We start from the raw sequence: 20,064 nt of genomic DNA, 5'->3' as shown, positions 1-20,064 counted from the left end.
CATCCAGCCCTGTCCACGTCCAATCAGGCCTGCGCCGCAGCGCGACCGGCCCCGCTTGTTTTAGGTTGTGCAACGCTGTCCTGCTCGACCGGCAGGATCAGTTGATCGGGTACTGCGCTGTGCCATTTTTTCGCACACACGTAATACAGGGCTGCGGGAAGCACCAAACCAATGATCCAGGAAATATCTACATCACCCAGAGCGGCCACCAGCGGACCGGTATAAAACTTGGAGGAGATAAACGGCAGTTGCACCAGCACACCGAAGACATAGACGCTGATACCGAGCGGGTTCCAGCGACCGTAGCGACCGTTCGGATCGGCCAGCGCCGGCACGTCATAGCGCTCGCGAGTGATGCAGTAGTAGTCCACCAGGTTGATCGCGCTCCAAGGCGTAAAGAACGCCAGCAAGAACAGGATGAAAGACTTGAACGCGCCGAGGAACGAGTGCTGACCGAGCAACGCCATCAGGGTCGCAGTACCGACGATGACCAGCACGAAGACCAGACGCTGCAAGCGCGTTACTTTCAGGTCACCACGGAAACCGCTGATGACGGTCGCAATGCACATGAAGCTGCCATAGGAGTTCAGCGTGGAGATGGTGACCTTGCCGAACGCGATGCTGAAGTACAGCAGCGCAGCGGTGGCACCGGTACCGCCCAGACCTACGATGTAGGCCACTTCGTGGCCGGCGAACTGCCCGTTGGCCGAGGCGGCGGCAAGCACGCCGAGGATCATCGCCACCTGTGCGCCAATCACCGAACCCGCACCCGCGGCGAAAAAGGTTTTCACCGATGACGTCTTGCTTGGCAAGTAGCGAGAATAGTCCGCCACGTACGGGCCGAAGGCGATCTGCCAGGACGCCGCGAGCGACACCGCCAGCAGGAAGCTGCTCCAACTGAAGTGGCGGATTTGCAGAAGCGCGCCAACGTCGGTCTGGCTCATCAGACGGCTGAACAGGTAAACGAAGGCGATCACACCAATAACACTGGCAACACGGCCAATCCAATGGATCACTCGATAACCGAGCACCGTGACCAGCACGATGACACTGGCGAAAATCAGGATGCCGACGCTGTCGCTGACGCCAAACAACTGGCCCAGCGCCTGGCCGGAAAGCACGGTTCCCGTTGCGGTGAAGCCGAGGTACATCAGACAGACCAGCACGATCGGGATGGCCGCGCCATACACGCCGAACTGTACCCGGCTGGAGATCATCTGCGGCAGGCCAAGCTTGGGCCCTTGCGCGGCATGCAGCGCCATTACGCCACCGCCGAGCAGTTGACCGATCAACAGACCGATCAACGACCAGAACACATCACCGCCCAGCACCACGGCCAGAGCCCCGGTGACAATCGCGGTGATTTGCAGGTTGGCACCCATCCACAGGGTGAACTGGCTCAACAGACGACCGTGTCTCTCCGCTTCCGGGATGTAGTCGATCGAACGCTTCTCGATCAACGGTTTACTGCCTGCACGATCGCTGTTAACAGCCATGATTCAACCTCTGTGGATTGTTATTGGAATTCGCTATGAGTCTGTGTGGAGCCGCTTTTCTGTGGGAGCGAGCTTGCTCGCGATGAGGTCAGCACATTCAACACCTGTGCTGACTGACAGATCGCAATCGCGAGCAAGCTCGCTCCCACAGGTAAAGCAGTTCCACAGGTACTGCATTATTTGCCGGTAATCATCGGCAGGTTCAGCCCCTGCTCCTTGGCGCAGTCGATCGCGATCTGGTAACCCGCATCGGCGTGACGCATGACACCGGTAGCCGGGTCGTTGTGCAGGACGCGAGCGATACGCTCGGCCGCTTCGTCAGTACCGTCGCAGACAATCACCATGCCCGAGTGCTGGGAGAAGCCCATGCCGACGCCACCGCCGTGGTGCAGGGAAACCCAGGTCGCGCCGCTCGCGGTATTGAGCAGAGCGTTGAGCAGTGGCCAGTCGGACACGGCATCGGAACCGTCCTGCATCGATTCGGTTTCGCGGTTCGGGCTGGCGACCGAACCGGAGTCCAGGTGGTCGCGACCGATCACGATTGGCGCGGACAATTCACCGCTGCGAACCATTTCGTTGAACGCCAGACCAAGCTTGGCGCGCAGGCCCAGGCCAACCCAGCAGATACGTGCCGGCAGACCCTGGAAGCTGATGCGCTCGCGGGCCATGTCCAGCCAGTTGTGCAGGTGGGCGTCGTCCGGGATCAGTTCTTTTACCTTGGCGTCGGTTTTGTAGATGTCTTGCGGATCGCCCGACAGTGCAGCCCAACGGAACGGACCGATACCGCGGCAGAACAGCGGACGGATGTAAGCCGGTACGAAACCCGGGAAGTCGAATGCGTTCTCGACGCCTTCTTCCTGGGCCATCTGACGGATGTTGTTGCCGTAGTCGAAGGTCGGAATGCCCATCTTCTGGAATTCGAGCATCGCTTTAACGTGCACGGCCATGGATTGCTTGGCGGCTTTGACGACAGCGGCTGGCTCGGTCTTGGCGCGAGCGCGGTACTCTTCCCAGGTCCAGCCGGCTGGCAGGTAACCGTTGAGCGGGTCGTGGGCACTGGTCTGGTCGGTGACCATGTCCGGGCGCACACCGCGCTTGACCAGTTCTGGCAGGATTTCGGCCGCGTTACCCAACAGGGCGATGGAAATCGCTTTGCCTTCCTTGGTGTATTTGGCGATGCGGGCCAGAGCGTCGTCGAGGTCGGTGGCTTGCTCATCGACATAACGGCTGTTCAAACGGAAATCGATGCTGACCTGCTGGCATTCGATGTTCAGCGAGCAAGCGCCGGCCAGGGTCGCGGCCAGAGGCTGAGCGCCGCCCATGCCGCCCAGGCCTGCGGTCAGAACCCAACGACCTTTCAGGTCATCGTTGTAGTGTTGGCGACCGGCTTCGACGAAGGTTTCGTAGGTGCCTTGAACGATGCCCTGGCTACCGATGTAGATCCAGCTGCCGGCGGTCATCTGGCCGTACATGGCCAGGCCTTTGGCGTCGAGTTCGTTGAAGTGTTCCCAGCTCGCCCAGTGTGGCACCAGGTTGGAGTTGGCGATCAGTACGCGCGGGGCGTTGCTGTGAGTCTTGAACACGCCGACCGGCTTGCCGGATTGCACCAGCAGGGTCTCGTCGTCGTTCAGGTTGGTCAGGCTTTCGACGATCTTGTCGTAGCATTCCCAGTTACGTGCTGCACGGCCGATACCACCGTAAACCACCAGTTCTTTAGGGTTCTCGGCGACTTCCGGGTCGAGGTTATTCATCAGCATGCGCAGCGGCGCTTCAGTCAGCCAGCTTTTGGCGGTCAGCTTGTTACCGCGAGCGGCACGAATTTCAACGTCACGATACTTCGTAGGTTTCTGGGTATTGTCAGTCACGAAAAAGACTCCTCAGCGATCAATCCAAACCAACCCTGGCGGTGGGTAAGCCAGCCTGTGCGCGTCAAAGCGACACAAGCGAATCAGTGGACGTTGCGAGGAGTCTCGATCGACTCATACGCATACGTCTTTACTTGTACATACAAGCATATGCAATCAAGCGGCCAACTTGCTGGATGAGTGTTCAAGAAAAATTTTTAAAGGGCTGGAAAGCGCCTGGATCAAGGGTTCTGGCAAAGATGAAATTTTTCGGGGGGATTTTGCGAGGAGGGTTACAGCTGTTACTTGAGCGGGGTTTTGCGCCACGCTGGGGCGTTCGGTAACAAGTTGGTGCGCATTCGGGAACGTTGAAAAGCAAAAGATCGCAGCCTCGTTTCACTCGACAGCTCCTACAGGGATGGTGTTCATCTTGTAGGAGCTGTCGAGTGAAACGAGGCTGCGATCTTTTAGGTATTTTGAATCAGCGTGCAGTCAGCTCGATCACGCAGCATGGGCCATTGCTGGAGACTTCCAGCAGGCCGGCGTTACCGTCGAGTTGCAGGCAATCATGGCGACCGAGTTGTGAGGCACTGTTACCAACCTTCACTTCAAGCTCGTCGGTGACACTGAACACGAGCACCGTGCCTGCCGAGCTGAAAAACCGTTGCTCGCCGTCCAGCCACTGCAATCGCGCGCTATAACGCTGCGGCGCATAAATCAGGTTGAAGTCGCGGATCGGCCCACCGAGCAATGTGCAGGAAACCTGGCTCTCGCCGCTGAAGGCAAACGGGTCCAGCGGTAACAATGGCCGCGTGTCCTGACCATCAACCCGCAAGGTCATGCCGTCGCCTTGCAGCACAGTGATCACTCGCTCATAGCCCGCGAATGTCGAGAAACCGCCCGACTCGCCGATATCGGCAATCGACAGGCGCCAGCCGAAACCCTCAAGGCCGGCACCTCCATCACGGGTGATTTCTTCAGTGCTGCCGCCGCCGTTTTTCCATGGCATGCGTGGGTAATCTATTGCACGTAGAACCTTGAACTGACTCATTTATGCTCTCTATTTATGAAACCGACCTTCCAGACGATGACGGGAACCGGGGTGGATCAAACGGGCGGCAGTCACCGGCTGACGGCCGGACCAAGTGCGGCGACGAATCAGCAGGCACGGCTCGCCCTTTTCAATCTGCAGCAACTTGCACTCGCTGGCCTCGGCCAGAATCGCCTCTACCACGTGCTCGCCTTCAGTCAGCGGCGCGACCTGGTTCAGATAGGCGTATGGCGTTTGCAGGGTGAAGTCCTGCTTGAGGTAGTCCGGCGCCACCAGTGCGTTGACGAAACGGTCTTCGATTTGCACCGGAATATCGTTTTCGAAATGCACGATCAGCGAGTGAAAGACTTTCTGGCCTTCACGCATGTCCAGGGCCAGGGCCCGCTCGGAACCAGCCGCCTCTTCCTCCAGGGTGATGACCTTGCAGGTGTGGCGATGGCCACGGGAGGCTATTTCGTCGGCGATGTTGTGGACTTCAAACAGCGCGGACTGACTTTTCGGCTCGGCGACGAACGTGCCGACACCCTGCATGCGCACCAGCAGACCGTCGGCGGTCATCTCGCGCAGGGCGCGGTTGATGGTCATGCGGCTGAAACCCAGCTGGTTGACCAACTCGCTTTCCGACGGAACGCGGTAGTGCGGCGGCCAGTTTCCACTGTCGATTTGCTGGGTGATCATCTGTTTGACGCGGGCGTACAAGGGCGCCGGACTGTCGCCCATGTTCGCGGCCAACGGTGACACTTGGGGCGGAGTCGGCACGGTTAATCCTTGTTCGTTGAAGAGAGGTTGCTAGCTTGCCGGAGTTTACCGAGCAGGCAAACGTCTGTATATGTATATACAAATAACACACGATGGGGTGCTGAACCATGTCCGCCTTCTTTGCCGAACGCGCGCTGCTGCCTAGTGGATGGGCCAACAATGTACGTCTTGAGGTCAGCGCCGACGGCGTGTTGACCCATATCCAGGCCGATTCCAACGCAGATGGCGCCGAACGGCTAAGCGGTCCGCTGCTGCCGGGTATGCCGAATTTACACTCCCACGCCTTCCAGCGGGCCATGGCCGGGCTGGCGGAAGTGGCGGGTAATCCGAATGACAGTTTCTGGACCTGGCGCGATTTGATGTATCGCCTCGTCGGAAAAATCAGCCCGGATCAACTCGGCGTCATCGCCCGTCAGCTGTACATCGAAATGCTCAAGGCCGGTTACACTTCGGTCGCGGAATTTCACTACGTACACCACGACACCAACGGCCAGCCTTACGCGGACCCGGCCGAACTGGCGCTGCGCATCAGCCAGGCCGCCAGTTCCGCCGGGATCGGCCTGACCCTGCTACCGGTGCTCTACAGCCATTCCGGTTTCGGCGGCCAGGCCCCGAACGAAGGCCAGCGCCGCTTTATCAACAGCACCGAAAACTACCTCAAGCTTCAGTCACGCTTGCAGCCGATCCTGGCGCAGCAACCGGCGCAGTCGCTGGGTTTGTGTTTCCACTCGTTGCGCGCGGTAACACCGCAGCAGATCAGCGAAGTGCTGGCCGCCAGCGACCAGCAGTGCCCGGTGCACATTCACATCGCCGAACAGCAGAAGGAAGTCGATGACTGCCTGAGCTGGAGCGGCCGCCGTCCGCTGCAATGGCTGTACGAAAACACCGAAGTCGATCAGCGCTGGTGCCTGGTTCACGCGACCCACGCCAACCCGGAAGAAGTCACGCTGATGGCCAAGAGTCGCGCCATCGCCGGCTTGTGCCTGACCACCGAAGCCAACCTCGGCGACGGGATTTTCCCGGCGGTGGACTTCCTCGCTCAGGGCGGGCGCATGGGGATCGGCTCCGACAGCCATGTGTCATTGAGTGTGGTGGAAGAATTGCGTTGGCTGGAATACGGCCAGCGTCTGCGCGACCAACGACGTAATCGTTTGTATGGCGCGGATCAGCCGATGGTTGGCCGCACGCTGTACGACGCGGCGCTGGAGGGCGGGGCTCAGGCGCTGGGTCAACCGATCGGTGCGCTGGAAGTTGGCAAACGTGCGGATTGGCTGGTGCTGGATGGCAACGATCCGTACCTGGCGACGGCCAGTGGCGACGGGATTCTCAATCGTTGGTTGTTTGCCGGCGGTGATCGCCAGGTGCGGGATGTGCTGGTCAATGGCCAGTGGGTTGTGCGCGACGGGCGTCATGCGGGCGAAGAAGAGAGCAATCGGGCTTTCACCCAAGTCCTGCGCGACCTCCTGGGCTGACGCAAAAAAATGTGGGAGCGGACTTGCTCGCGAAGGCGGACTGTCAGTCAACATCTCTGTTGAGTTTGATGGCCCCTTCGCGAGCAAGCCCGCTCCCACATTGGGATTCTGGTAACCGTTAGTTAGAGGTCTTGGCCATCTGCGTATCGGTCGCGCGCCAGATCAGCCGCGTAGTGTCGTAACCCTGCTGACGTGCCTTGCTCAGCAGTTCTTCACGCACTACACCATTGACCGTCGGGGTCCGTGACAGCAGCCACAGATACTTGCGGCTCGGATCGCCAACAATGGCGGTTTTGTAGTCATCGCTGACGTACAACACCCAGTACTCTCCCTTCGCCGCACCCGGTATCAGCCGCGAAAACCAGGTATCGAACTCGACCCACAGCTTGTTGGGTTTGCCCGGCTCCTGTGGCCAGGCCACGCCTTTGGCCTCTTCCCATTGCCAGTCTGCCGTCAGGCAGCGATTCAGCACCAACACTTTGCCGTCAGGCTTGAGCGTGTAATGGGCTTCGGATTGCGCGCAGTTGCGCTGGAAATACATCGGCAGACGGGCCAATTCGTACCAGGTCCCTTGGTACTTCTTGAGATTGACACTGTTGACAGTTTTCGGTGCCAACGGATCTACGCCGGAAGTGGCGCAGCCGGCCAATACCAGGCCGGCTAAAAGGACTATCAGTAACCGTTTCATTGTTTTTCTCCCGTGGGCGCATAGCCCCGGATTACTTCAGGCCTTGGCCGGAAAACATCAGCACTTTGTCACCGGCGTACTGCACGCTGATAAAGCTGTTCTTGTCGCCCCAGGTACAGCTGGACATGCCGAGCGCGCCCGAGCAATCGGCGGGTTTACCCAGCAAGGTTTCTACCTCGGCTTTGGGCATGCCTGACGACAACTTCGAGTAGTTTTCCTGATTGATCTTGCTGCAAGCGGCCAACAACACGCAGAACGAAAGCAGGGCGATAGAACGCAGCGACATGGTGTAGCTCCTGGGGCGAAGGGGAATGGCATGGCTGCCAAGCTGAAGCTTAGAAGAGAAAACCCCTGTCTGGTTCCGTGGCCGGCCGGCTATTTTTGGGCCGGTCGTCCGCCTTTCGTGAAATATAAGGAACTTTTGTTTGCTGTTGACCATTTCGTCGGTATTCGCAAAAGCCGCCTAATCTTTGGCGCCGCTCAGTCGACATAAAAGCAGCGCAAAGCCCACGACTGTGGCAAATTGACGCCCCTTTGTTGACCAGCCTCTTCGCGGTAGCTCATTTAATGACCAGAAACATGAAGTTCAGCCACAAGATCTTGTTGGCTGCCGCCCTCGTGGTGGCCGTTGCATTCGCTTGTTTCATCCTCTTCAACGACTACCGCCAGCGGCAAACCCTGCGCAGCAGTACCGAATCCTCGATGCAGGAACTCGGCAGCCTGACCACCAGCAACATCCAGACCTGGCTGGAAAGCCGCATGCAGTTGCTGCAATCGCTGTCCCAGCAGATCGCAGTGGACGGCAGCGCCCAGGCCAACCTCAAGCGCGCCATCGACCTGCCCGCCTACACCAGTAATTTTCAGCTGAGCTACTTCGGTGGCACCGATGGCCTGATGTTCTCGGTCCCGGCCGGCAATCGTGCGGCGGATTACGACCCCCGCGCCCGCGGCTGGTACAAGGCGGCCAACAGCGCGCAACAGACCATCGTCACCGAACCTTATTTCGCCGCGTCGTCGGGCAAATTGGTAATCACCGTTGCCACTCCGGTGAAACATCAGAATCAAATGATCGGCGTCGCCGGGGCAGACATCGACCTGTCCAGCGTCAGCGCGATCATCAACTCGCTGAACTTCGGCGGCCACGGCCATGCGTTCATCGTCAGTGCCGACGGCAAGATCCTGATTCACCCGGACAGCAAACTCGTACTCAAAAGCCTGACCGACGCCTACCCGAACGGCGCGCCGAAAGTCAGCCCGGGCATGAAAGAAGTCGCGATCGACGGCAAGACCCAATTCATCTCCTTTACCCACGTCAACGGTGTGCCTTCGGCAGACTGGTACGTAGCGCTGGTGCTGGATCAGGACACCGCGTTCTCGATGCTCAGCGAGTTCCGCACCTCGGCGATCATCGCCATGGTCATTGCCGTGGTGATCATCATCGCGTTGCTGGGCATGCTGATCAGCTTCTTGATGCAGCCGCTGCTGACCATGGGCCGCGCCATGCATGACATCGCCGAAGGCGAAGGTGACCTGACCAAACGCCTGACCATCCACGGCCAGGACGAATTCGGTGCCCTGGGCACCTCGTTCAACCGTTTTGTGGAGCGTATTCATACGTCGATTCGCGAAGTGTCCTCGGCCACCGGCCAGGTCAACGAAGTCGCCTTGCGTGTGGTTGCCGCGTCGAACTCGTCGATGTTCAACTCCGACCAACAAGCCTCGCGCACCAGTAGCGTGGCCGCCGCCATCAACGAGCTGGGTGCCGCCGCCCAGGAAATCGCCCAGAACGCCGCCGTCGCCTCTCAGCATTCGAGCGATGCTCGCGCATTGGCCGAGGACGGCCAGCAAGTCGTGGATAAAACCATCGCGGCGATGCAGCAGCTCTCGGCGAAGATCAGCGATTCGTGTGGCAATATCGAAACGCTCAACAGCAACACCGTGAACATCGGGCAGATTCTGGAAGTGATCACCAGCATCTCCCAGCAGACCAACTTGCTGGCACTCAACGCCGCCATCGAAGCGGCCCGTGCCGGTGAAGCCGGTCGCGGTTTTGCCGTGGTAGCGGACGAGGTGCGTAACCTCGCTCACCGTACTCAGGATTCGGCGCAGCAAGTGCAGAAGATGATCGAGGAACTGCAAGTCGGCGCCCGGGAAGCCGTGATCACCATGACCGACAGCCAGCGCCAGAGCGAAAGCAGCGTCGGCATCGCCAACCTGGCGGGCGAACGTCTGGGCAGCGTGACCCAGCGTATCGGTGAGATCGACGGGATGAACCAGTCGGTGGCCACTGCGACGGAAGAGCAGACGGCGGTGGTGGAGTCGATCAACGTCGACATTACCGAGATCAACACGCTGAACCAGGAAGGCGTGGAGAACTTGCAGTCGACCTTGCGCGCGTGTTCAGACCTTGAGCAGCAGGCGGCGCGGCTTAAACAGTTGGTGGGTAGTTTCAGGATTTAAGCCATTCTTGCGGGCCCCTTCGCGAGCAAGCCCGCTCCCACATTGGATTTGCGTCGATCACAAATCCCCTGTGGGAGCGGACTTGCTCGCGAAGACGGCATCTGCAACAACGAAGATTTAGAAACGAGACCCGGGCTTCGAAAGAAACGCCAACTCCTCAGCCGTAGATTCCCTTCCCAACACCGCATTGCGATGCGGAAACCGCCCAAACCGCGCAATGATCTTCTGATGCCGCTCGGCGTAATCCAGGTTATCGGCAAACACCGCCCGATCACCCTCAGGTTGCTGCGCCACCAGATCGATAAACCGCGAAACCGCTTCGTTCTGCACCACCAGATTCTCGCAGTGCTCAAACACCAGGTAGATAAATACCCGCTGGATCGGCCGCAACTGCCGATCAAAATCCGCAGCAATGCCTTGCGCCACCAGTGCCTGAGCCCTGAGATCGCCTGTAAAGGATTTGGGAGTGTCGCGAAAGATCATTCGCGGCAGTTGATCGAGCAGCAGCACCAGGGCCAGCCAACCCTCGGGGCGTTGCGCCCACTCGGTCAATCCGCCGGCCAGTGCCTGCTCGACCCAGTCCCCGAAACGCGTGCGCGCTTCGAGGTCCTGGCTGTCGCGCTTGCCGAACCATAACTTGCCCTTGTCAGCCGCTATTTCGTTGGGGGATTCGAGGGTTCCGAACCACCATTCGAGCAACGGCTGCCAAGGCGCGGTCATGGTTTATTCCTTGTGGTAAGCCGTGACGCGTTCGACTTCTTCTTTCGAACCGAGGAACACCGCTACGCGCTGGTGCAGGCCATCTGGCTTGATGTCGAGGATGCGCTGATGGCCATCTGTGGACGCGCCGCCGGCCTGTTCGACCAGGAACGACATCGGGTTGGCTTCGTACATCAGACGCAGTTTGCCCGGCTTGGATGGCTCGCGACTGTCGCGTGGGTACATGAACAGACCACCACGGGTCAGGATGCGGTGCACGTCCGCGACCATCGCGGCGACCCAGCGCATGTTGTAGTTCTTTTTCAGCGGGCCTTCATCGCCCGCCAGCAATTCGCCGACGTAGCGTTGTACCGGGGCTTCCCAGTGACGCTGGTTGGACGCGTTGATCGCGAATTCCTGAGTGGACTCCGGGATCGTGATGTCTTCGTGAGTCAGCACGAAGCTGCCCATTTCACGGTCCAGAGTGAAACCTTTTACGCCGTCGCCCAAGGTCAGTACCAGCATGGTCTGCGGGCCGTAGATGGCATAACCGGCAGCTACCTGCTCGGTGCCTGGCTGCAGGAAGGCCTTTTCGTTCAAGGCTTCGTTCTGGCTCAGGTATTCGCTCGGGCAACGCAGCACCGAGAAGATAGTACCGACTGGCGCGTTGATATCGATGTTCGACGAGCCGTCCAGTGGGTCGAATACCAGCAAGTACGCGCCTTTCGGGTATTTGCCCGGGATCTGGTAGGCATTGTCCATTTCTTCGGACGCCATGCCGGCCAGGTGACCGCCCCATTCGTTGGCTTCGAGCAGGATCTCGTTGGAGATCACGTCGAGTTTCTTCTGCACTTCGCCTTGGACGTTTTCGGTGCCCATGCTGCCCAGAACACCACCGAGGGCGCCTTTGGACACGGCGTGGCTGATTTCCTTGCAGGCGCGCGCCACCACTTCGATCAGGAAACGCAGATCGGCAGGGGTGTTGTTGCTACGGGTCTGCTCAATCAAATAGCGACTCAGGGTAACGCGGGACATGGAAGGCTCCGGTGGAATGGGGGGGGCTAAAAACCCGCGCAGTTTAACGCGAGTCGGGGCGCATTTCCTCCTATCAGACGTGTTACACCCAATAGAGTTCATGCGCCCGGTTGAGCGTAGTTCGAAACCGACATTTTTACCGACCTGGAAACCGCTATCGCGAGCAAGATCGCTCCCACAGAGGAATGCGGATCCTGTGGGAGCGAGCTTGCTCGCGATTGGGGTGCGCAGCACCCGCCGTCAGGGCTTGAGCGGTGGCTTGCGCAACAGACTGAACGCCATCGCGGCCAGAACCAAAACGCTGAGCAGCAACACCGCCCACAACCCGAACTTCTTCCAGTTTGTGTCCATCGTCGCAGCCGTTGTCACGGTCGACGCTGGCGTAGCCACCGCCCCGCCTTCGACCGTAGCCTTGCCCAACGTCGCCAACTTTGCAGCGCTGTAATCCGGAATCAACGTCGACAGTGGCAGGTTCGCCGCCTTCACCGTGGCACTTCCCAGCGCGAGCGTATAAGGCCCCGCCCCGCGCGCCAGGAACACCAATTGAATGGAGCGCACGGCGAATCGCACAGTCGGTGCCTCGGCACCCAGACCACCGCCGCGCTCGTCCACCGTCAGCTTCAACTGCTGTACGGTTTGCCCCGACAGCTGCAATTCGTTTTGCACCACGTCCTGGCCACTCTGGGTCAGGCGATAAAGCAAACCGCTGCTCAGCGGCTGCCACGGCAGGCTACTTTCCCGACGACCGGACAAGGTTACGGGTGCCAAACTGTTGGGCTGACTCAACTCGACCTGCAAGCGTTCGACATTCAGCCCCATGGGTAATTGCCAGGTGTATTCACCGGGCTTCACGCTGCTGCCGGCCAGCGGTTGCGACCAGACAAGTGGTAGCAGGCTGCGAGTCTTGGCGCTTTGCAGTTGCGCCGAGGTCAACGTCGGTGCCGATTGCGGCGTGCTCCATAGCAATCGCAGATAACGGGTCGTCTGACCCGGCAGAGCGACTTGATGTTGCTCGACCCGCTCGTCGGCGAACGTCAGGCGTGCCACCTGCCCCTCGCCCCACGACTGCCAATGCTGCAGGTCGTCGCTGGCCTCGATGGTGAAACGCTGGAAACCGTCGCGCTCGCTGGTCCAGTCGAGGATCAACTGCTGCAAGGGTGCTTTGATGCTGCTGGCGTCGAGCAACCAGCCCCGCAGCATTTCTTCGCCCGCCTCCAGCTGACTGGACGGCTGCACTTCGACCAGCGTGCCGTTGGCGCTCGATTGCACCCGCACGCTCGGTGCGTGCTCGGTGGAGTCCGCCGAGTTGTACAGCGGGAACCATTTCACGTCGGTCAGGGTGCGGTTTTCGCTGGTCTGCGCCGGCGCGCGCGCCAAGGCATACGCCTGAGCCTCACCGGCGGCATTGAACACGCGCACATCGCTGAGATCGGTTTGCCGCGCATTCAATTGCACGCTCAACGGCAATTCGAGGCGATACCACGGACCTTCGCCGCTGACCGACAACGGCACCTGCGTGGCAAAGTCCGCCAGTTTTTCCTGAGCACTGGCCGACAGCGCCACGCCCAGCGCAACAACGCCCAACCAGACAAGGTTCAGCTTCTGACTCAAAACGACACTCCTTCGGTTTGCGGGGCCGGTTTTTCAGCCTCCGGCACAGCCTCGACGCGCTTGGGCGGCAACGGGGCGAAATAGCCCACCACCAACAGCAACACGCCAACGCCGATAAACGAGACGATCCGCGCCAGCCCGCCGCGGTTACTCAACTCGATAAAGAACAGTTTGGCCACCACCACACCGATCAGCGCCGCACCGATCAGCCAGACTTCGCGGCGATGCCGCAGATGGCCGCCGATCATCAGACTCAGGGCCATCAAGGTCCAGACGATGGACAGACCGGCCTGCACCCGCATGGATTCGAGCAACGCATCCAGTTCGAACGGCACACCGCCCCAATGATGGGCCGTGCGCATCACCAGCGCAGTAAAGAACACAAACAGCGAGGCGCCAGCGATCAGTTGCGTGGCGTGATCCAGGTAGTCCTTGCGAATCGCCAGTTGCGTCACGGCGCTGCGGAACCAGACATAAACCCCGAACAGGGCAAACAGCAGACCTAACTCCAGCGGGTTGATCAGCGGCACGTAAGGCAACGGCTCGGCGGTGCCGTCGCTGACGACGTTCGCCAGCCAGAACCAGCCGAGCATCAGCAACGCCAGCGGTGCCGCCGCGTACATGCGGTATTCGCGCGAATAAGCCGACACCGGCCATGGCCAGGCACGGGGTGCCGCCATCAGCACCGGATACAGGCTCGGCAGAATCGCCCAACCCAACCAGCGCCAGGCGTTGTACTGCTCGGACAACAGCAGCAAGCCGTAACGCAGTTCCAGGGCCAACACGCCGATCAACAGCCAGCAGCCGAGCACGTGCGCGGCACTGAGGGCGCGCGCCGGCAACATCGGCGCCAATCGCCGCAGGGAGATGAAATGCACAACAAACACGGCCGCCCATGCCAGCCAACCGACGTTGGCCGCCGGGTGATAACGCGAGTGCCACGCAGCCAGCAACACCAAACCAGCCGCAGGCATCAGCAAGGTGCAGAGCAAGCCCAGCGACGACCATTTCAGGCGTAGCGCCAAGACTGTCCACAGCGCAACGCTCAGCGCAGCAACGGCCAGCAACAACGTCGCTTGCAGATTCAACGGTGCGAAGCGCAGTACTTCACTGAACGCCAGCGCCCACCAACCCGCACCCCACACCAGCAGCACTTCGGACAAACGCTGCAAACTCAGCCCATCGAAGGCCGAAGCATGATTGCCGAGCTGCAAGCGCCAGGCGCCAACCATCGCAGCCACACCCAACACCAGCGGCGCCCAGAAACCGCTATGAGCCAGAGGCTTCAATCCTTCGCTCGCAAGCGGTCCGAGCAAATCAGGCCCGGCCATCAGGAACGCCGCGCCGCCGATGACCTGCAACAGCAAACCGAAGACAAAACTCACGCGCTGCTTGAGGTACAGACTCAGCCAGATGATGAGCAGACCGCTGGCCGCCCATACCGCACTCGCCGTTTGCCAAGGCAGGACGAACAGCACCGCCAGATTGATCAACACCAGACCGGCCAGCAGCACCACCGACAAGCCGCGCAGCAAACGCACATCGCTTCGGACCATCTCATCGCGCGCCGCCAGCAACATGCCAGCGATCAGCGCCAGGCCGATCAACGATGCGCTCAGCAGGCCGCTCCAACCCTCGTTGAACACAGCGGCGGACTCACCGCTCGAACCCTGTAGCCGCATCAGGAACAACGCACCGCCGAGCAACTGCACGGCGAACGCAGTGAACAGGAACGTGCGCGATTGCAGACGCAAGCCAACAAACAACGTCGCCAACCCCGCCAGCGCCCAACTGATCGCCGTGCCGTGAGTGAAGAAGAACAACGGCGCCAGCAGATAGAGGAAGGTCAGACCGAGGCAGGCCAATACCGGCAGCCCTTTGCGCTCCCATTCCGACGTCTGCTCGGGCAAGGCTTTACGCAACTGGTAGAAGCTGAACAACAACGCCACGCCGAGCATCAACGCACCGAGCGGCGCACCGTCGAGCAGGCTGCTTTCACCGATCCGCAGCTCACTGATAAACGCCAGCGCCGAGCCCAGTTGCAGCAGCAAGGCAAAGGCTCGGGCCAGGGGTCGTTGCTGACGCAGGCCGAGCCAGAAGATGCCGGCGCCTTCGACAGCCCAGGCAGCAGCAGTCCAGCGTGCATCGAGCCCCAACGGAATCGCCAGGCTGGCGAAGATCACCCCCAGCGCCAGACAGGTTTCCGCCAGCAGCAACGCTCGTCCACCCATCAACAACCGCGCCAGGCCCATGTAAATCATGCCCAACGCCAACGCGCTGAAGGCTGCGGCAAACTCGAGATGCTGAACCAGCGCGAACTGCAAGCCGAAGCCCACCAACGGAGGACCGAACAGCATCGTGCCGTCGACATAATCGCCCTTGCGCGCCGACCAGTGCAGCAGCGCTTCACGACTGCCGTCCTCGGGTGCGTCGCTCATTTCCAGCAACTTGCGCCGGGCGAACAGCAGACCGATGGCCAGGTACATCAGGAAAAACACAATCAGGAACGGCTCGGTGCTCCACAACAACTCCGGCATATAGGAACGCAGGCCCCAGGCGAAACCGATGCCGAAGGTGCCGACGAAGCCGATCAGGTTGAGCAGCCGCCAGGCCTTGAACCAGGCGATGGCGAGGATGCCGGCGTTGAGCAAGGCGAAATAGCTGAACAGCGCGACATGGTTGCCGGCGCCAGTGGAGGTCAGGATCGGCGCGGCAAAACCGCCCAACGCCGCAGCGGCCGCCAGGCCCAAGGCATCCTGAGTGATGGCAAGAATCGCCGAGAACACCGTCACCGCGACCAGCAGACCTAACGCCGCCGTAGGATCGAGCAGCGGATGCAGGCGCATTGCGGCAAACACGGTCAGGTACAACACCGCGATCCCGGTGCCCTGCAACATCAACGCGTAATGGCTGTTGCGTGTTCTAAGCCACCAACCCAGCCCCAGAAGCCCCAATGCCGCCGCCGCAACTCCGGCGTAACGCAACTCGATCGGCACCACCATGCCTTCGGTGGCGTAACGCAGCAGGAAGGCCAGACCGAGAAACAACAGCACCACACCGACCCGCAGCACAGTGTTACCGCCGAACAGCCAGTTGCGGGCGCCGCCGATGGCGCGGTCGATGAAGTTCGGGGTGCGAGGCACAGCCGGTTGTTGTGGTTCGCGGGCGACCGGTTCGGGTTTCCAGGCATCGACGGGCACTGGACGGCTGCTTTCGGCGGCTGCCGCGGTGATCGGCTCCAGTTCGGGAGGGAGTTCCCAGATCAGCTCCGGGGTCTCGACAGGGATTTCGTCGAGAATGAATTCAGGAGGTGCAGCGGCTTCGTTGACAACTGGCTCGCTGGTTTGCGGCGCCTTGACGCCTGACACCTCCAGCAATGCCAGACGTTGCTCGACCGCCTTCAGCGCCACCTGCGCCTGTTCAAGCAGCCGGCGCTGCTCGACAGCCTGTGAACCCAAGCGACCGATGCGAATGGCCTGGCCAATACCCAACCCGAGCAGCGCGCCCAACAGCGCATCACTGAACGACTCGTCGAGTACCCAACCCAGCACCAAGCCAATCAGCATGAACATCCATTGCATGGTCGATATCCCTAAGCGCAGTGGCCAATCCAAGAAGATTAGCGCAGCCCGTACAGCAAAGATCGCAGCCTTCGCCAGCTCCTACACCGCCCACGTTTACCCAATGTTAGGTGAACGCTGACTGTAGGAGCTGCCGAAGGCTGCGATCTTTCCCGGGGCGCCAGTATATCGATCCGAGCGAAGGCTTACTCCAACGCTTTCCAGATATCCGTGGCGTACTCGCGAATGGTCCGGTCAGAGGAGAACCAGCCCATCCTGGAGGTGCTCAACACCGCCGAACGCCACCATTCCTTCGAATCGTGCCAATGGGCTTCTACCCGCATCTGCGCGTCCCAGTAAGAGTCGAAATCGGCGCAGACCAGGAAGCGATCGTAGTCGATCAGCGAATCGATCAATCCCGTGTAACGGGACGGATCATCCGGCGAGAACACCCCGCCGCGTATCGCTTGAAGCACGTCATTAAGCCGATGGGATGCCGCAATATCAGGCGTCGCGTTGAACTCATGGTTCTGCTTGCGCGCTTCAACCTGCTGAGCGCTGAGGCCGAAGATGAACATGTGCTCGACGCCGATGCGCTCGCACATTTCCACGTTCGCCCCGTCCAGGGTGCCGATGGTCAGCGCGCCGTTGAGGCCGAACTTCATGTTGCTGGTGCCCGAGGCTTCGAAGCCTGCGGTGGAAATCTGCTCCGACAAATCCGCTGCCGGAATGATGCTCTCCGCCAGACTGACGTTGTAATTGGGCAAGAACACCACTTTAAGTAAACCGCGCACCGTCGGGTCGTTGTTCACCACCCGGGCGATGTCGTTGGTCAGTTTGATGATCAGCTTGGCCTGGTGATAACTGGCCGCCGCCTTGCCGGCGAAGATCTTCACCCGCGGCACCCAATCAATTTCCGGCTCGGCGCGAATCGCCTGATACAGCGCAACGGTGTGCAACAGGTTGAGCAACTGACGTTTGTATTCGTGGATCCGTTTGACCTGCACGTCGAACATCGCGGCCGGGTTGACCGCAACGCCAAGCCGCTCATGAATGATGTACGCCAGGGCTTTCTTGCTGTGCAGCCGCTGCTCGGCGAACGCCTTGCGGAACGCGGCTTTCTCGGCGAACGGTTCCAGGCCGAGCAAACGTTCTTCGGGGTTGTCCAGCAGATCGGGGCCAAGCGCGTCGACCATCATCGAGGTCAGCTCCGGGTTGGCCTGGTAGAGCCAGCGGCGGAAGGTGATGCCGTTGGTCTTGTTGTTGATCCGGTCCGGGTAGAGGTTGTGCAGTTCGGAAAACACCGTTTTGCGCATCAGTTGCGTATGCAGGCCGGACACGCCGTTGACGCTGTGGGAGCCAAGGAACGCGAGGTTGCCCATGCGCACGCGGCGACCGTTGTCTTCCTCTATCAGCGACACCGCGCGCAGGACCTCGAAGTCATGGATACCCTTGGCCCGCAGCGAATCGATGTGCTGGGCGTTGATCAAGTAAATGATTTGCATGTGCCGCGGCAACATCCGCTCCATCAAACCGACCGGCCAGGTTTCCAGCGCTTCCGGCAGCAGCGTGTGGTTGGTGTAGGACAGCGTGTCGACCGTGACTTGCCATGCCGCATCCCACGCGACGTCATAGACATCGACCAGTTGCCGCATCAGTTCGGCCACGGCTATCGAAGGGTGGGTGTCGTTGAGCTGGATCGCTGCATGATCGCCCAGGGTCAGGACCGAGGTGTGCATGTTGCGATGACGGCGCAGCAAGTCCTGCAAGGACGCGGCGACGAAGAAATACTCCTGACGCAGGCGCAATTCCTGGCCCGCTTCGGTGCTGTCCGCCGGGTAGAGCACCCGGGAAATACTTTCGGCCCGGGCGACTTCTGCCACGGCGCCCAAGTGGTCGCCGGCGTTGAAGCGTTCCAGGTGCAAATCTTCCATGGCCCGGGCGCGCCACAGGCGCAGCGTGTTGACGCTCGCCCCGCGCCAGCCGACGACCGGCGTGTCATACGCAATCGCGCGAACGGTTTCTGCTGGCGTCCAGACTTGCTTGGACTTGCCCGCTTCGTCGGTGACGGTTTCGACACTGCCACCGAAACCGATCGGGTAAACGACCTCTGGCCGTTCAAACTCCCAAGGGTTACCGAAATCCAGCCAGTGTTCGGTCTGTTCCTGCTGCCAGCCGTCGACGATGGCCTGGCGGAACAAGCCATGTTCATAACGAATGCCGTAACCGTGGCCGGCAATGCCGAGGGTCGACATGCTTTCCATGAAGCACGCGGCCAGACGACCGAGGCCGCCGTTGCCCAGCGCTGCGTCGGGTTCCAGCAGGCGGATGCGTTCAAGGTCGACGCCGAGCTCAGTCAGGGCCTCGCGGGCAACATCCAGCAGGCCAAGGTTGCTCAGGCTGTCGTAGAGCAGACGGCCGATCAGAAATTCAAGGGAGAGGTAATAAACCCGCTTTTGACCTTTGCGGTATATCTGCCGGGTGTGGTCCATCCAGTGCTCGACCATGTGATCGCGCGCCGCCAAGGCAATGGCTTCGAACCAGTCGTGGTCGAAGGCGTGATCCGGGTCTTTGCCCACCGCGTAGGTGAGTTTGGTCAAGACGGCGTCGCGGAATGCGGCCACCTCTGCTTCGCGAACAAGTGGTTCTTGAGTCATCGATAGGACCTCGAGCGAGCGTGGAGTTGTTGAGCCTAGACGGTCTGACAGGCCGTTGGAACTCTGGTTCGGCAGTTTTTCCCGTTAGTGTGAGATAGATCGACATTACCTTGTCGCGCACCGGAAAGAATGCAGGTGCCGTGCCGGGTTACAGGTGTTATTGGGCGGAATACGAAAAAAATCTGGCGAAAGGTTGTTCAAAAATCCACCAGTCCCGGTATGATCGCGCGCCCTGATGCACGCTGGTAACAACCGATGATGAAGTCCAACCTGATCGCCGCCGCGGAGATCGATCGCCTCGATACCTGGGCCAAGTACTCCGCCCCGATGTGTGGTTCGTGCGTTTCCAGCTGCTGCACCCTGCCGGTCGAGGTCAAGATCAAGGATCTGATCCGTATCGGCATCGTCGATGAGTTCGAGCGCGGCGAGCCGCCGAAGAACATCGCCAAGCGTTTGCAGAAGGAAGGGATCGTCGAGCGTTACAACCAGAAGTCCGAGATCTTCACCCTTCAGCGCATGAGCAACAACGATTGCCTGTACCTGGATCGTAAGAGCCGTCTGTGCACTATTTATGAAAAGCGCCCGGATACTTGCCGCAACCACCCGAAAATCGGGCCGCGGCCGGGGTATTGCGCGTATAAGCCGAAAGAAATGGCGCGTGAGACCAGCGAGAGCCGTCGGACCCTCGAGAAGTTCTGATCGTCGCTGAGTTCTTCGGCGGCTGACCGTCCG

The 20,064-nt window shown here is 60.3% G+C and carries 15 protein-coding genes; 4 read left to right on the top strand and 11 right to left on the bottom strand.

Annotation, left to right across the window (positions count from 1 at the left end; translation table 11 throughout):
- Positions 1–23 precede the first annotated feature (23 nt).
- The 4 genes from ACMXYH_RS02790 to hutC all read right to left on the bottom strand — a co-directional run bounded on the left by ACMXYH_RS02790 (position 24) and on the right by hutC (position 5,111).
- Complete coding sequence (locus ACMXYH_RS02790; RefSeq protein ID WP_415766231.1) at positions 24–1,496, bottom strand: purine-cytosine permease family protein; 1,473 nt, start codon at positions 1,494–1,496, stop codon at positions 24–26.
- Positions 1,497–1,672: 176 nt separating this feature from the next.
- Positions 1,673–3,361: a urocanate hydratase gene (gene hutU / locus ACMXYH_RS02785; RefSeq protein ID WP_134419626.1), complete on the bottom strand. Its 1,689-nt coding sequence runs from the start codon at positions 3,359–3,361 to the stop codon at positions 1,673–1,675.
- A 460-nt stretch (positions 3,362–3,821) separates the two neighbouring features.
- On the bottom strand, positions 3,822–4,391 hold the full coding sequence (locus tag ACMXYH_RS02780; protein WP_415766230.1) for a HutD/Ves family protein: 570 nt from the start codon (positions 4,389–4,391) through the stop codon (positions 3,822–3,824).
- Positions 4,392–4,400: 9 nt separating this feature from the next.
- Entirely contained in the window at positions 4,401–5,111 is a 711-nt protein-coding gene (hutC, locus tag ACMXYH_RS02775) for a histidine utilization repressor (RefSeq protein ID WP_177326944.1), read from the bottom strand.
- A 146-nt stretch (positions 5,112–5,257) separates the two neighbouring features.
- Between hutC and ACMXYH_RS02770 the strand changes: the two genes are divergently transcribed.
- Positions 5,258–6,622, top strand: a complete 1,365-nt coding sequence (locus ACMXYH_RS02770; RefSeq protein ID WP_415766229.1) for a formimidoylglutamate deiminase — start codon at positions 5,258–5,260, stop codon at positions 6,620–6,622.
- Positions 6,623–6,740: 118 nt separating this feature from the next.
- Here ACMXYH_RS02770 and ACMXYH_RS02765 read toward each other — a convergent pair whose 3' ends face one another.
- Together ACMXYH_RS02765 and ACMXYH_RS02760 are read right to left on the bottom strand one after the other, a co-directional pair.
- Positions 6,741–7,310, bottom strand: a complete 570-nt coding sequence (locus ACMXYH_RS02765; RefSeq protein ID WP_415766228.1) for a lipocalin family protein — start codon at positions 7,308–7,310, stop codon at positions 6,741–6,743.
- 31 nt (positions 7,311–7,341) lie between these two features.
- Positions 7,342–7,596: a lipoprotein gene (locus ACMXYH_RS02760; RefSeq protein ID WP_033055306.1), complete on the bottom strand. Its 255-nt coding sequence runs from the start codon at positions 7,594–7,596 to the stop codon at positions 7,342–7,344.
- Between the two features lie 30 nt (positions 7,597–7,626).
- On the opposite strand from ACMXYH_RS02760, the gene ACMXYH_RS02755 reads away from it, so the two are divergent.
- The gene (locus tag ACMXYH_RS02755; protein WP_165353246.1) at positions 7,627–7,803 is read left to right on the top strand and encodes a hypothetical protein; all 177 of its coding nucleotides are present in this window, start codon (positions 7,627–7,629) and stop codon (positions 7,801–7,803) included.
- A 74-nt stretch (positions 7,804–7,877) separates the two neighbouring features.
- Positions 7,878–9,770, top strand: a complete 1,893-nt coding sequence (locus tag ACMXYH_RS02750; RefSeq protein ID WP_415766227.1) for a methyl-accepting chemotaxis protein — start codon at positions 7,878–7,880, stop codon at positions 9,768–9,770.
- A gap of 117 nt (positions 9,771–9,887) precedes the next feature.
- Here ACMXYH_RS02750 and ACMXYH_RS02745 read toward each other — a convergent pair whose 3' ends face one another.
- The 5 genes from ACMXYH_RS02745 to ACMXYH_RS02725 form a co-directional block, all read right to left on the bottom strand.
- A complete protein-coding gene (locus tag ACMXYH_RS02745) occupies positions 9,888–10,490 on the bottom strand; it encodes a DUF924 family protein (RefSeq protein WP_415766226.1) in 603 nt (200 codons plus the stop codon).
- Positions 10,491–10,493: 3 nt separating this feature from the next.
- On the bottom strand, positions 10,494–11,504 hold the full coding sequence (locus tag ACMXYH_RS02740; protein WP_403103363.1) for a class 1 fructose-bisphosphatase: 1,011 nt from the start codon (positions 11,502–11,504) through the stop codon (positions 10,494–10,496).
- Positions 11,505–11,744: 240 nt separating this feature from the next.
- Positions 11,745–13,115 carry a DUF3999 domain-containing protein gene (locus ACMXYH_RS02735; protein ID WP_415766225.1) on the bottom strand — a complete coding sequence of 457 codons (1,371 nt, stop codon included), beginning with the start codon at positions 13,113–13,115 and terminating at the stop codon, positions 11,745–11,747.
- Complete coding sequence (locus ACMXYH_RS02730; protein WP_415766224.1) at positions 13,112–16,696, bottom strand: DUF2339 domain-containing protein; 3,585 nt, start codon at positions 16,694–16,696, stop codon at positions 13,112–13,114. The genes ACMXYH_RS02735 and ACMXYH_RS02730 overlap by 4 nt, the downstream gene beginning before the upstream one ends.
- A gap of 185 nt (positions 16,697–16,881) precedes the next feature.
- Positions 16,882–19,332, bottom strand: coding sequence for a glycogen/starch/alpha-glucan phosphorylase (locus tag ACMXYH_RS02725; RefSeq protein ID WP_415766223.1), 2,451 nt, complete (start codon positions 19,330–19,332; stop codon positions 16,882–16,884).
- Positions 19,333–19,587: 255 nt separating this feature from the next.
- Here ACMXYH_RS02725 and ACMXYH_RS02720 point away from each other — a divergent pair, with 255 nt between their 5' ends.
- On the top strand, positions 19,588–20,031 hold the full coding sequence (locus tag ACMXYH_RS02720; protein ID WP_129439247.1) for a YkgJ family cysteine cluster protein: 444 nt from the start codon (positions 19,588–19,590) through the stop codon (positions 20,029–20,031).
- Positions 20,032–20,064: the final 33 nt, after the last annotated feature.

The sequence above is a fragment of the Pseudomonas frigoris genome (assembly GCF_047758635.1).
Taxonomy (GTDB): domain Bacteria; phylum Pseudomonadota; class Gammaproteobacteria; order Pseudomonadales; family Pseudomonadaceae; genus Aquipseudomonas; species Aquipseudomonas frigoris.
Note: the sequence above shows the minus strand (reverse complement) of the source record. Positions and strands in the feature narration are given on the sequence as shown.

Coding starts and splice junctions, on each gene's coding strand:
- ACMXYH_RS02750 (WP_415766227.1), top strand. CDS start 7,878: ATGACCAGAAACATGAAGTTCAGCCACAAGATCTTGTTGGCTGCCGCC.
- ACMXYH_RS02760 (WP_033055306.1), bottom strand. CDS start 7,596: ATGTCGCTGCGTTCTATCGCCCTGCTTTCGTTCTGCGTGTTGTTGGCC.
- ACMXYH_RS02755 (WP_165353246.1), top strand. CDS start 7,627: ATGGCTGCCAAGCTGAAGCTTAGAAGAGAAAACCCCTGTCTGGTTCCG.
- ACMXYH_RS02730 (WP_415766224.1), bottom strand. CDS start 16,696: ATGCAATGGATGTTCATGCTGATTGGCTTGGTGCTGGGTTGGGTACTC.
- ACMXYH_RS02725 (WP_415766223.1), bottom strand. CDS start 19,332: ATGACTCAAGAACCACTTGTTCGCGAAGCAGAGGTGGCCGCATTCCGC.
- ACMXYH_RS02720 (WP_129439247.1), top strand. CDS start 19,588: ATGATGAAGTCCAACCTGATCGCCGCCGCGGAGATCGATCGCCTCGAT.
- ACMXYH_RS02770 (WP_415766229.1), top strand. CDS start 5,258: ATGTCCGCCTTCTTTGCCGAACGCGCGCTGCTGCCTAGTGGATGGGCC.
- ACMXYH_RS02740 (WP_403103363.1), bottom strand. CDS start 11,504: ATGTCCCGCGTTACCCTGAGTCGCTATTTGATTGAGCAGACCCGTAGC.
- ACMXYH_RS02790 (WP_415766231.1), bottom strand. CDS start 1,496: ATGGCTGTTAACAGCGATCGTGCAGGCAGTAAACCGTTGATCGAGAAG.
- ACMXYH_RS02780 (WP_415766230.1), bottom strand. CDS start 4,391: ATGAGTCAGTTCAAGGTTCTACGTGCAATAGATTACCCACGCATGCCA.
- hutC (WP_177326944.1), bottom strand. CDS start 5,111: ATGGGCGACAGTCCGGCGCCCTTGTACGCCCGCGTCAAACAGATGATC.
- ACMXYH_RS02765 (WP_415766228.1), bottom strand. CDS start 7,310: ATGAAACGGTTACTGATAGTCCTTTTAGCCGGCCTGGTATTGGCCGGC.
- ACMXYH_RS02745 (WP_415766226.1), bottom strand. CDS start 10,490: ATGACCGCGCCTTGGCAGCCGTTGCTCGAATGGTGGTTCGGAACCCTC.